General features: G+C 70.6%; 8 protein-coding genes. 6 read left to right on the top strand and 2 right to left on the bottom strand.

The annotated features are described in order from the left end of the window. Positions 1 to 155 precede the first annotated feature (155 nt). Complete coding sequence (locus RM1_RS00075) at positions 156 to 5,642, bottom strand: ATP-binding protein (RefSeq protein WP_072749471.1); 5,487 nt, start codon at positions 5,640 to 5,642, stop codon at positions 156 to 158. 800 nt (positions 5,643 to 6,442) lie between these two features. On the opposite strand from RM1_RS00075, the gene RM1_RS00080 reads away from it, so the two are divergent. Then, positions 6,443 to 7,861 (top strand): WS/DGAT/MGAT family O-acyltransferase, encoded by a 1,419-nt coding sequence (locus tag RM1_RS00080; protein WP_072749444.1) that lies wholly within the window; start codon positions 6,443 to 6,445, stop codon positions 7,859 to 7,861. A gap of 25 nt (positions 7,862 to 7,886) precedes the next feature. After that, a complete protein-coding gene (locus tag RM1_RS00085) occupies positions 7,887 to 8,087 on the top strand; it encodes a hypothetical protein (RefSeq protein ID WP_072749445.1) in 201 nt (66 codons plus the stop codon). Positions 8,088 to 8,094: 7 nt separating this feature from the next. Here RM1_RS00085 and RM1_RS00090 read toward each other — a convergent pair whose 3' ends face one another. Beyond that, positions 8,095 to 8,520: a VOC family protein gene (locus tag RM1_RS00090; protein WP_072749446.1), complete on the bottom strand. Its 426-nt coding sequence runs from the start codon at positions 8,518 to 8,520 to the stop codon at positions 8,095 to 8,097. 93 nt (positions 8,521 to 8,613) lie between these two features. On the opposite strand from RM1_RS00090, the gene RM1_RS00095 reads away from it, so the two are divergent. From RM1_RS00095 to RM1_RS00110, 4 genes are all read left to right on the top strand, one after another. Continuing rightward, positions 8,614 to 9,543: a 4-(cytidine 5'-diphospho)-2-C-methyl-D-erythritol kinase gene (locus tag RM1_RS00095; protein ID WP_072749447.1), complete on the top strand. Its 930-nt coding sequence runs from the start codon at positions 8,614 to 8,616 to the stop codon at positions 9,541 to 9,543. Continuing rightward, complete coding sequence (locus RM1_RS00100; protein WP_072749448.1) at positions 9,543 to 11,315, top strand: ABC-F family ATP-binding cassette domain-containing protein; 1,773 nt, start codon at positions 9,543 to 9,545, stop codon at positions 11,313 to 11,315. The genes RM1_RS00095 and RM1_RS00100 overlap by 1 nt, the downstream gene beginning before the upstream one ends. Before the next feature lie 101 nt (positions 11,316 to 11,416). Next, on the top strand, positions 11,417 to 11,905 hold the full coding sequence (locus tag RM1_RS00105) for a nuclear transport factor 2 family protein (RefSeq protein ID WP_072749449.1): 489 nt from the start codon (positions 11,417 to 11,419) through the stop codon (positions 11,903 to 11,905). 99 nt (positions 11,906 to 12,004) lie between these two features. Further along, entirely contained in the window at positions 12,005 to 12,709 is a 705-nt protein-coding gene (locus RM1_RS00110) for a pyridoxine/pyridoxamine 5'-phosphate oxidase (protein ID WP_072749450.1), read from the top strand. Positions 12,710 to 12,721 lie beyond the last annotated feature (12 nt).

A 12,721-nucleotide genomic window follows, 5' to 3' on the forward strand; every position in this document is an offset into this window, starting at 1 on the left:
GTTCTCGGGTCCACGCGCCGAGTGAGCCCCCGACAACCTCCCCTTCGATCGTGCGGATCACTGGCTGAAGACCGGGCGTGCCAACCGTTTTCCCCTGGAACGCCGAACGGCGCCGTCGGAGTGATTCCGACGGCGCCGTTCGAAAGCCGAGGCCGTTACCCCTCGAGGGAGCTCAGCGTCCTGGCCATGCCCCGCTCGACCGCCGCCGCGATGTAGGGCCGCAGCTCGGCCGCGGGCACGATCGCGTCCACCGAGCCGACCTCGCGGGCCCGCTCGATGTTGTGGATCGCCTCGAATTCGGCGGCCACCTCGCCGAGCTTCGACGACCGGACCGCGGAGCGCTCGGCGGCGAGCTCGACCCGCAGGCGGGTGCGTTCGGCGTTGTCCTCGGTCTCGGCCAGGCGCGCTTCGAGGTCACGGACCGCGGGATCCGCCGCGGTGCGGGCGTTGACGTCGCGGGTGAAGACGACGGCCGCGGCCGGCGCCCCGCCGAGCACCGAGGCGAAGGAGCCCTCGACCGCGAGCACCTCCATGTTCTCGTTCAGCGCGCCGGAGAACACCACGAACGCGCCGCCGTGGTACCGCGAGACCACCACGAACACGATCGGTCCGTCGAAGTTCACGATGGCACGGCCGATCTCGGCGCCGTACTCGAGCTGCAGGTTCCGCAGCGACTCCGGGGAGCCGTCGAAGCCGGACAGGTTCGCCAGCACCACGACCGGGCGATTGCCGCTGGCCGCGTTGATCGCGCGGGCCGTCTTCTTCGACGAGCGCGGGAACAACGTGCCGGACGTCCACTGGTCGGGTCCGTCGGTCGGGAACCAGCCCTTTCGGGCGATGGCGCGCGACTCGATGCCGATCACGGTCACCGCGTTGCCACCGAGGTGGGCGTCGAACACCACGGAGGTGTCGGCGTCGGCCATGTCGGCCCACCGTTCGAGCACCGCGTGGTCCTGGTCGACCACGGAGCGCATCACGGTCCGGATGTCGAAGGGCTTCTTGCGGTCCGGGTTGGTCTCCGCCGAGAAGATCTCGCCGACCGTGGTGAACTCGCTCGACGGGTGCACGTGCGGGAAGGTGCGGACGTCGCGGTCGATCGGGTCCGTGGACTCGGCCTTGCGCGGGAATCGTTCGCCCGCAGCGAGGTACGAGTGCTCGTAGTGCGTGAACAGGACGCCGATGGCCGCCGTCAGGTTCGGCGCCCAGTACTGCGCCTGCCCGTTCGGGCCCATCACCCGGTCGTAGCCGCCGATGCCGAAGTTGTCCTCCGCGGAGACACCACCCGAGTAGTCGAGTGACTGCTTGCCGGTCAGCACCATCGCGCTGTCCGGGGTCATCACCAGGATGCCCTTGGTGTGCATCAGCATCGTCGCCTCGGCGTTCCAGTAGGGCTGGGCGCCGACGTTGATCCCGGCGACGATGACGTTGATCTCGCCGCCGTTCTGGGTGAACGTGATGATCCGGCGCAGCCCGCGCGAGACCCAGTCCATGTTCTCGGTGCCGGATTCCATCGAGATGGTGGCGCCGGAGGAGAGGGCGAACCACTCGACGGGCACTCCGAGACGCTCCGCCATGTCGATCGCGGCGACCACCCGGGAGCACTCGGCCTCGGCCACGGTGCCCAGCGCCTTCGTCGGATCACCGAACAGCGCGACGCGGGTCATGCCCTCGGGATGCCGCTGGGTAGGCGTGGTCACCAGGCCGACGATGATGCCCGCCGAGTTCCGTCCGTGGGGGCGGTCGACCGGGACCAGCACGCCGGACTCGTCGAGGTCGTACTCGACGAACGTGCCGCCCGCCGACAGGGCAGGGATCAGCTCGTAGGGGTACACCGTGCCGCGGGCCTTGGAACGCTGCACCTTCTGCGTGTACGCGTCCAACGGCTTGAGCGGCTCGGTCGGCGGCTCGGTGACGGCGACCTGCAGGCCTGCGCCCGAACGGTACGAGAACCGAACCGCCACCTGGCGAGGCGCCTCGTTGGGCGTCTCCTGCAGGCGACCGATGATGGTGAGCTGCTCGAGTCCGGCGCCAACGGTCAGCGGCGCGACGTGCTGGGCGATCCGGGCGATCCGGTCGGCCGACACCTCGAACTTCGGCCACACGTAGAGCACAACGCGGTTGTTCTCGATGCGCTTGCTGCCGCGCTCGGCCTGGACCCGGCGGATGCCGTCCAGGCAGGCCACGACGGCCCGCTCGATGGCGGGCGCGGCGGCGATCTCGCCGTCCGCGTCCAGCTGCAGCGTCAGGTCCCGCACCTGCGCCATCGCGATCAGCCGCTCGTCGGTCTGGTTCTCCTTGGCGACGAGGCGGTACAGGTAGGTGTCCGCCGGGGCGGGCAGGCGGGTGCCGTCGAAGTTCTTGAGCCGCCACATGTTCAGGCGCTGAGCGGTGAGCGGGTGCATGTCGCGGATGATCTTGTCCTCGACCAGCCCCGAATCCGGCTCGGCCGCGGGCCGGAACGTCACGACGCGCTGCGCAGTGATGTCGCCGGGGGTCGCCACCGTGACGGTGATGCGGCGCCAGGACGCCGCTGCGCCGTGCTCCCGCAACACCGTGCGCAGCGACTCGGCGAGGGCGTCGCCGTCCGCGGGTGCGTCCGGCCAGACGAGGTAGAGGTCGATGACCTGATTGACGGGGGCAGGCCCGACCGCGGCGTCGACGGCGGCAAGCGCCTCGTCGAGGCGGGCCCGCTCGGCGGCGACCGAGACCAGGCTCAGCTGTTCGCCCGAGAGCTCGAAAGTGCCGGTGACGCAGGGCAAGCCATGGCCGTCGAGGGCCTTGACGTCGTGCAGGCCGCGGATCTTGTAGTACTGGCGGGTGACGACCTCCAGCAGGTCGCCCGGCAGCGACAGCGGGTCGGCGAGGAGACCGACCAGCGGCTCCGGCGTGTCCACCAGTGCGTCGATCCGCTCCGCGCGGTCGATCGCACCCGGACGCTCCGCGAGGTACTGCAGGCTGCCCCGCACGCCGTCGTAGACCTGCTCGCGGGCCTTGCGGATCGCCGGCTCGTCGAAGATCCGGAACTGCAGGTTGCGGGCGACGTCGCCGACGACCGGGTAGCGCAGCTGGGTGGCGAGGACGAGGCGGTCGAGCACCTCGGCAAGGGCGGGGTAGCTGTCCGTGCTGACGCGGCCGTCGTGCAGCCACTGCGCGAGTAGGCCCGCGACGATCGGGACCTGGGTCTCCATCCGCTGCTGCGCGACGAAGATCCGGTAGACGGCCTCCTCGAGCTCCAGCGTGCGCTCGAGGTCGTTGACGTCGTAGTGACGCAGCGATCGGGAGAGCTTGGCGCGGAAGGAGTCCGGCATCCCGTGGACGTCCACGTCGAGTGACTGCAGGAACGAGTGGAAGTGCTCGCGCGGGCTGTGCACCCGCTCGACGGTGTCCTCCTCGTCGACGGTCGGCCGGTTGCGCGAGAGCTCGCACAGGTCCGCGAACGTGGTCAGCAGGTTCAGCTCGGCGGCGACGAGCGTGTTGTCGGACTCGGGGAGCGACTCGCGCAGGGCGAGGTACTCGGCCAGCAGCGCGCGCGAGCGGGCGGCGTCGACGTCGAATCCGGTGATCATCGCGCTCAGCGCGTCGAGCCGCGCCAGCGCCTCGGTGAGGTCGTCGCGGTCGTGGGCCTCGGGGGCGACGAACTCGACCCGCGGGGCCTGGGTGGTCACCGTCTCCTCGGCGACCTGATCGACGCGCAGCAGCGGCGCGCCCGCGTCCACCTGGGCGTTGACCACGGCCAGCACCTCGCGGACGGTGCCGGCGTATGGAGCCCGGATCGCGGTCTCCATCTTCATCGCCTCGAGGACCACGAGGGTGTCGCCTGCCTCCACCTCGTCGCCGACGGCGACCGGGAGGGCGACCACCACGGCGGGCGAGGGGGCGCGCACGACGCCCGCCTCGTCCTGGCTGATCTGGTGGCTGATGCCGTCGACCTCGACGAGGTGATGGGCGGGGCCGGTCACCGAGACGATGTGGAACCGGCGGCCGCCGACCACGATCCGGCTCTCGAACTCGCTGAGCCGGTCGACGTCGACCTCGATCTCGCCGCTGTCGCCGTCGATCCGGTAGCGGTGCGGTCCGATCTGACCGACCACGAGCTGGTAGGCCTGGCCCTGGTAGCTGAGTTCGACGGGTCGTCCGACGTTGTGCTTGGCGCGCGGCCTGCCGCCGCGGGCGGCGGCGAGGAACGCGCCGCGCTCGTGGGCCTCCTCGGCGTCGTACACGCCGACGGCGGTGGCCAGCAGCGCCACGGCGGCGGCGGGCGTCGGGCCGTTCGCGGTGCCCGCGCCGGTGCGGTCGAGCCATCCGGTGTCCGCGCTGGCGGTGATCACCTCCTCGCGGTCCAGCAGGTCCAGCAGGAACGACTTGGTGGTGGTGCCGCCGTCCAGGACGACGGTGGTCTCACGCAGCGCGGTGCGCAGCCGGGCGAGGGCCTCGGACCGGTCCCGGCCCCAGGCGATGACCTTGGCGACCATGGAGTCGTAGTCGGGCGGGATGACATCGCCCTGGGCGATGCCGGTGTCCACGCGCAGTCCGGAGCCGAGCGGGAACTTGAGCAGGCGCACGGTGCCGGGTGCAGGGGCGAACCCGTTGTCGGCGTCCTCGGCGTTGAGCCGGGCCTCGACTGCGTGGCCGAACTCGGGCGGGCAGTCACCGACGAGCGGGTCGCCGCCTGCCACCTGGATCTGCAGCTTGACCAGGTCGATGCCGGTGGTGGCCTCGGTGATCGGGTGCTCGACCTGCAGCCGGGTGTTGACCTCGAGGAAGGTGAAGACCTGCTGGGAGGGCTGGTACAGGTACTCGACGGTGGCGGCGCCGCAGTAGCCGGCCGCGCGCACCAGGTCCGCGGAGACGCCGCGCAGGTGGTCGGCCTGCTCCTTGCTCAGCAGGGGAGAGGCCGACTCCTCGATGACCTTCTGGTTCTTGCGCTGGATGGAGCAGTCCCGCACGCCGGGGGCCCAGACGTTGCCGTGCGCGTCGGCGATGACCTGCACCTCGACGTGGCGGGCCTCGGTGACCAGGCGCTCGATGAACACGACGGGGTCGCCGAAGGACCGCTCCGCCTCGCCCTGGGTGCGCTCGAGGGCGAGCTCGAGCTCGTCCTCGGCGAAGACCTTGCGGATGCCACGGCCGCCGCCGCCGGAGCGGGCCTTGATGATCAGCGGGTAGCCGATGGCCTGCGCGTGCCTGCGGGCGTCGGCGCGGGTCTCGACGGGGCCGCCGGACCACGGCGCGACCGGGACGCCGACCTTCTCGGCGAGCAGCTTGGCCTCGACCTTGTCGCCGAGCAGACGCATGGCGTCGGCGGAGGGGCCGATGAAGGTGATGCCGAGGCGGGCGCAGAGGTCTGCGAAGGCCGGGTCCTCGGCGACGAAGCCCCAGCCGACCCAGACGGCGTCGGCCCTGGCCTCGATCAGGGCGCGCTCGAGCTCGGCGTGATCGAGGTAGGGGGTTGCGGCCGTGGTGGACGGCCGCAGGGTGACGCCCTCGTCCGCCTGCCGGACGAACATCGCCCGACGCTCGGCCTCCGTGTGCAGCGCGATCGTCGTGATGCCGTACGGGTGCTCGGCATTGAGCTCGCGCACTGCCCGGATCAGGCGTACCGCCGCCTCACCCCGATTGACCACCGCTACACGTTTGAACATCCTCGCCCACCGTTTCTCGAATATGTGTGTCGACTGCGCCGCGCCCACGCGACCGTCCGCCGTCCCGAACCCCATGAGGAGTGCCGAAGCGGTGTGCAGTCCGGACCGGTTGGCCTGGGACATGCCCGACCGAGTGCGGTTGGGACCCGAAACCTCGTGTGGAAACGAAGTCGAGGCGCGAGCGAATTCGATCCGGTCACGCGTAATCCTCGCCCGGCCTGGCGTCCCAAGTCGACCCTGCCGGTACGCAAGCATGCAGTATTTCCCCGACATTGTCATGTCGCGTCCGTCGCCGCCGATGGATCGATCAATGTCGTTGCAGTGCAGCGAGATTCGATTCGGCTTCGATGGGGTCCGGAGGGCGAATCGGTACTACCAACCGGTAATAAGATTGATACTGGCGAGTAGGTATAACGCGTACTCGCGAGTAGGAAATCATTTACTCGCGAGTAGGGTTACCGGCAGGCGAAGTTTCCATATTGAGAAAGATGCTGTTACGGCGAGTATCGATTCCCTGGCGAGAACACATGATCTTGATATCTGCAGGTGAATGGATTGTGGCCCCGCGTGCCAAATCAAGTTGATCTTGGCGGGCGTCCGGCAGGCCCTGGACCTGGACATTTGCTCAAGTGGAATCCGATTTCCGAATGATGTAGAACGGGTCTCAAGCGCTACTGGTTCGTGATCTTTCTCACAGAATAACTGTGAGAAATCGACACACCTGGAACGCCGGAATGACAGGTCCCCGGGGGACCGGATCCGCACGGTTCCGGGCACGGGATTTCAGGAAAGAGGCGTCAATGCTGCTGCCGATGTCACCCACCGACTCGATGTTCTTGCTGGGCGAGTCCCGAGAGCATCCGATGCACGTCGGGGGTCTGGCGCTGTTCACGCCGCCGGAGGGTGCGGGGGCGCGGGACGTGCGGGCGATGCTCGACGCGGCCTTCGCCAGGGGCGAGGTGTCGCCGTTGCTGCGCAAGCGGGCGCGGCGATCGGTGACCTCGCTCGGTCAGTGGGGCTGGGAGACCGACTCCGAGATCGACCTCGGCCACCACGTCAGCCACGAGGCGCTCCCGGCGCCAGGCGGGGTCACGGAGTTGCTCGAACTGGTGTCCCGCCTGCACGGCGGGCTGCTCGACCGCAGCCGCCCGCTGTGGGAGATGCACCTGATCGAGGGCCTCGAGGACGGCCGGTTCGCGGTGTACACGAAGATCCACCACGCCCTTGCTGACGGCGTGTCCGCGATGAAACTGCTGCGCAGCGCGCTCAGCGAGGATCCGGAGGCCCGCGAGATGCCCGCCCCGTGGGAGCCACTGGTGCGGGAGCGTCCCGCGCTCACGCTCGTCCCGGACGTGTCCGAGGGGGCCGTGGTCGAGCCCTCCAGGAGTGGCCCCCTCGACCTGGCGTCGGCGGTCCTGCGCGTCGCGCGTGGCGCCGTCGGCGAGGCCGTCGGCCTCCTGCCCGCGCTTGCGGGCACGGTCGACCGGGCCAGGAACGACCGCGGCGGTTCGCTCTCCTTCGCCGCGCCCAGCAGCATCTTCAACGTGCAGATCGGGGGTGCTCGGCGGTTCGCGGCGCAGTCATGGCCGATCGAGCGGCTGCGGCTGGTCGCGAAATGCGGCGACGCCACCATCAACGACGTGGTGCTGGCGATGTGCGCGGGCGCGCTGCGCGCCTACATGGACGAACTCGACGCGCTGCCCGCCGACCCGCTGATCGCGATGGTGCCGGTCTCGTTGCGGCGTGAACAGCCGGAGGCCAAGGCGGGCAACGAGATCGGGCTGCTCATGTGCAATCTCGCCACGCACCTCGACGATCCGGCGGCCCGGCTCGACACGGTGCGCACCGCCATGCGCGAGGGGAAGGACTCGATGCGCACCATGAGCACGGCGCAGGTCCTGGCCACCAGCGCGCTCGGTGTCGCCCCGTTGGCGCTCGGCATGTTCGGCCTCGGCGGGCCGATCCGCCCCGCGAACGTGATGGTCTCCAATGTGCCCGGTCCCGGGACACCCCTGTACTGGAACGGCGCTCGGTTGAGCGCGCTCTACCCGCTGTCGATCCCGGTCGACGGGCAGGCCCTGAACATCACCTGCACCAGCACCGACGACGAGATCGCGTTCGGGTTGACCGGCTGCCGCCGCAGTGTGCCGCCGTTGCAGCCACTACTCGGATATCTCGACGACGAGCTCGCCGCGCTCGAGCGAGCCGTCGGTTTGTGAAACCGCAGAGGGAAAGGACGATGCAATGCAGCTCACCGCACATGACCAGTCCCTGTTTCCAGATGATCCCGCGCCACACCGGGTCCGCTCTGCCGTGGCCATCGCGATGGGGTCGGCCGTTCCCGCCACGGCGTCGGCCGTCCTGGTGACCGGGTCCGGCACCACCGGTGTGCTGACCGGAGCCTTCACCATCGCCTGCGTGGCGGTGGCGGCCCTGATCATCTAGGCCCGGCTCACTCGATCGGCCCGGCCAGCATCCACCGGTGACCGAAAGGGTCCACCAGGGTGGCCCCGCGATGGCCGTTCTCGGTCGCCGGCTCGCGTTCGACGGTCGCGCCCGTCGCCCGCGCCCGCTCCAGGATGGCGTCGGTGTCGGTGACCGGCAGCATGAGGCTCACCCCGGAACGGCCGGGGGCGGGCGCGGTGAAGCCGATCTCCGGGAACTCGTCGGCCAGATACAGCGTGCCGTCGCCGATCGCCAGCTCGCAGTGCCCGACCCGGCCGTCGGGCATCATCACCGGCTCGCCGTCGACGCGGGCGCCGAAGGCCTCGGCGTACCACTCGATCGCGCGGCGGGCGTCGGGCACGGACAGGTAGGGCAGGGCAGCGGGCCGCGGCACCACGGTCCGCTGCAGGTCGGGGTCGCGGGGATCGGTCATTTCGGCTCCTCGGTGGGTAGGCGGCGTCCACCACCATGGTGGTCCCATCGGCGCGGTCATCGGACCGCATTTGTTCCACTACGCTGGTGCCTTGTGCTGTCCGCTGTTCCTCGCCCGGTGATCGTCCGGGCACCGTCGAAGGTCAATCTGCACCTCGGCGTCGGTGACCTGCGCGAAGACGGCTATCACGAGCTCACCTCGGTCTTCCAGGCGCTCTCGCTGCACGACGACGTCGAGGTCAGCGACGCCGACGAGCTCTCGGTCGCGGTGCACGGCGAGAGCGCGCGGGTGGTGCCGACCGACCGGCGCAACCTGGTCTGGCAGGCGGCCGAGCTGCTCGCCGAGCGGGCGGGCCGGGACCCCGCGGTCGCGATCACGATCGCGAAGGGCATCCCGGTCGCGGGTGGCATGGCGGGCGGCAGCGCCGACGCCGCGGCGACGCTGGTCGCCCTCGACGAGCTCTGGGAGCTCGGCCTCGAGCGCGTCGATCTGGACGAGTACGCGGCCCGGCTCGGCAGCGACGTGCCGTTCTCGCTGCGCGGCGGCACCGCGATCGGTACCGGTCGCGGGGAGAAGCTGCTGCCGGTGCTGTCCCGCAACACCTTTCACTGGGTTCTCGCGCTCGCCAAGGGCGGGCTGCGGACCCCGGACGTGTTCCGCGAGCTGGACTGGCTGCGGGCCGAGGGCGCCCCGCCCCGGCTCGGGGACCCCGACGAGCTGATGCACGCGCTGGCCGTCGGCGATCCCCATCAGCTCGCGCCCCTGCTCGGCAACGACCTGCAGCCCGCGGCGCTGTCCCTCAAGCCGGAGCTGCGCCGGACCCTGCGGGCCGGCACCGCCGCGGGTGCCCTGGCCGGCATCGTCTCTGGCTCGGGGCCCACCTGTGCCTTTCTCTGCGCGGACGCCGACGCGGCCGTGGCGGTCAGCGCGGAACTGGCGGGCGCGGGCGTCTGCCGGACCGTGCGAACAGCCCACGGACCGGTGCCCGGTGCCCGCGTGATCGACGACAAGACGGAGCGCTGATGGCGAATCTGATCAATCTGGAGCAGGTCTCGAAGTCGTTCGGGATCAAACCGCTGCTCGACTCGGTGTCGCTCGGCGTCCAGGAGGGCGAGCGGATCGGTGTCGTCGGCCTCAACGGCGGCGGCAAGACCACCATGCTCGAGGTGCTCGCAGGCCTCGAGCCGCCGGACTCCGGCAGGGTGAGCCGGGTTGGCGGACTGCGGATGGCCGTGGTCACCCAGCGCGGCGTGCTGCCCGCGGGCTCGACCGTCGCGGACGTGGTGCTGGCCCCGCTCGGGGTCGCCGAGCACGAGTGGGCTGGCGACGCGCGGATCCGATCGATCCTCGCGGGCATCGGCGTCGACTCGGTCGGCCTGGAAGCGAAGGTCGACGGGCTGTCCGGCGGCGAGCGGCGCCGCGTCGCGCTCGCGGCCGCGCTGGTCCAGGACCTCGACCTGCTGGTGCTCGACGAGCCGACCAACCATCTCGACGTCGAGGGCGTGCAGTGGCTGGCCGAGCATCTCGTCGGCAGGCGCAGTGCCCTGGTCGTGGTGACCCACGACCGGTGGTTCCTCGACACCGTCGCCACCCGCACCTGGGAGGTCGTCGGCGGCAATGTCGAGACCTACGAGGGCGGCTACGGCGACTGGATCTTCGCCAGGGCCGAGCGGGCCCGGCAGGCGGACGCGGCCGAGGACCGGCGCCGGAACCTGGCCCGGAAGGAACTGGCCTGGCTGCGCCGTGGCCCGCCGGCCCGGACCTCCAAGCCGCGCTACCGGATCGAGGCGGCCGAGGCGCTCATCGCCGACGTGCCGCCGCCGCGCGACAACGTCGCGCTGGCCTCGTTCGCGCAGCGTCGGCTCGGCAAGGTCGTCATCGAGCTCGAGAACGCCACCATCTCGACCCCCGACGGTCGGGAGCTCGTGCACGACCTGACGTGGCGGCTTGCCCCTGGCGAACGCATCGGCCTTGTCGGCGTCAACGGCTCCGGCAAGACCACGCTGCTGCGTACCCTTGCCGGCGAGATCGCGCCGTCGACGGGCAAGCGCATCGAGGGCAAGACGGTCAAGATCGGTTGGCTCCGACAGGAACTCGACGATCTCCCGACCGACATGCGGGTGCTCGAGGCGGTCAAGGACGTCGCCGAGCGGATCGTGCTGGGAGACCGTGAGGTCTCGGCCGGTCAGCTCGCCGAGCGGCTGGGCTTCACCCCGGCCCGTCAACGGACCCCGGTTGGCGACCTGTCCGGCGGCGAGCGCCGCAGGCTGCAGCTCACCCGTGTGCTGATGTCGGAGCCGAACGTGCTCTTGCTCGACGAGCCGACGAACGACCTGGACATCGACACCCTCCAGCAGCTCGAGGACATCCTCGACGGCTGGGCGGGGACGATGGTCGTGATCAGTCACGACCGGTTCCTGATCGAACGGCTCTGCGACTCCACCTGGGCGCTGTTCGGCGACGGCAAGCTCACCAACCTGCCCGGCGGCATCGCGGAGTACCTGCGTCGGCGCGAGCAGGTCGTGGCGATCGCGGCTCCTGGGCCCGCGCCGGTGACGACGCCGACCACGGCGCGCGACGGCGCGGCCGACCGGGCCGCCCGCAAGGAACTGAGCAAGCTGGAGCGTCAGGTCAGCAAGCTCGACGAGCGGGAGACCACGCTGCACGCGGCGCTGGTCGAGGCCGCCACGGACCCGCAGCGGTTGCAGTCGCTCGACGCGGAGCTGCGGCAGGTGCTGGCCGACAAGGAGGCCGCGGAGGAGCGCTGGATGGAGTTGGCCGCCGAGCTGGAATGAACCGGGGCTCACCCATTCCGGTCTCCTCGCCGAGCGAAGGCGACTAGTCTGCGATGCAGGTCAGTATCTGTGCATGAGTCCCGTCATGGAAGGCGTGCATCATGGATCTGGAGGCCGTCGCCGAGATCTGCCGACTCAAATACCGGTACACCCGCGCGCTGGACACGAAGGATTGGGCCACGTTCCGCGACACCCTGTTGCCCGACGCGACGGCGACCTACGGCGAGCATCTCCGGTTCGAGGATCGCGATGCGCTGGTCTCCTTCATGGAGATCACGCTCGCCCCGCACGTGCTGACCGAGCACCTGACCGGGCAGCCCGAGATCGAGGTGGACGGTGACACCGCGTCCGGGGTCTGGGTGCTCTCGGACACGGTGATCATCCCGGAGGACGGGATGCTGCTGCGCGGTGCGGCGTTCTATCACGACCGGTACGCCAGGGGCGCGGACGGACGATGGCGCATCTCGCACACGGGCTACGAGCGCACCTACGAGGTGGTCATCTCCCTCGCCGACATCCCGAGCTTCCAGGTCACCTCGAGCCGGTGGGCGCTCTCGGTGACCCCGTCCGCCACCCAGGCCACCGCCTGACGGAGGCCCGCGGGTCGAATCGTGCTCGGAGCGAGGACCTCTCGGTCGGTGGTGTGTCCTCGCGGTGCGCGGACCCGCGGTCGGGCCTAGGGTTCTAGCGTGCCCGACATCGCGCCCCGGTCCTCGTTCGCCGACACCCGCGCGTGGCTGCGCGCCCTGCCTGCCCTCACGGCAACCGCGGTGGCGGCCGATGCCCTGGACCCGTCGCCGACCCCGTCGCCGTTGTTCCTGCGCTGGCTCGAGGACGCGGTCGCGGCGGGAGTGCCGGAACCCCAGTCCGCCGTGCTGTCCACGACGGAGGACGACGGCCGGGTCGATGCCCGGGTCCTCATCCTCAAGGATGTCGACGAGCGGGGCTGGTGGTTCTCGGGCTCGGTGGACTCGCCGAAGGGGCGTCAGCTGGCGGCGAACCCCTCGGCGGCGTTGACCTTCTACTGGGCCGGAGTGGGCAGGCAGGTCCGGGTGCGCGGCCGGGCCGAGCCGGGGGAGGCGGGGGTGAGCGCGCGGGACTACGTCGAACGGTCGGTGACCGCCCGTGCGGTGGCCGCGGCCAGCAGGCAGAGCGAGGTGCTGGCCGATCCGGCCGAGTACGACCGAGCGGTCGCCGAGATGGTCGCCCGGATCGAGGCCGATCCGGGCACCGTCGCGCCGGCCTGGCAGGCTTGGTGCCTGGTCCCGGACAGCGTGGAATTCTGGCTCGCCGACCCGGGGCGCAGACACCAACGGTTGCGGTACCGGCGGCCCAGGTGGCCGTCCGCGGGGTGGTCGACCACTGAGTGGATTACGGACGTCCTGTGGCCGTGACCGAGAACATTT

The sequence above is a fragment of the Rhodococcus maanshanensis NBRC 100610 genome (genome assembly GCF_001894865.1).
GTDB lineage: Bacteria > Actinomycetota > Actinomycetes > Mycobacteriales > Mycobacteriaceae > Rhodococcus_G > Rhodococcus_G maanshanensis.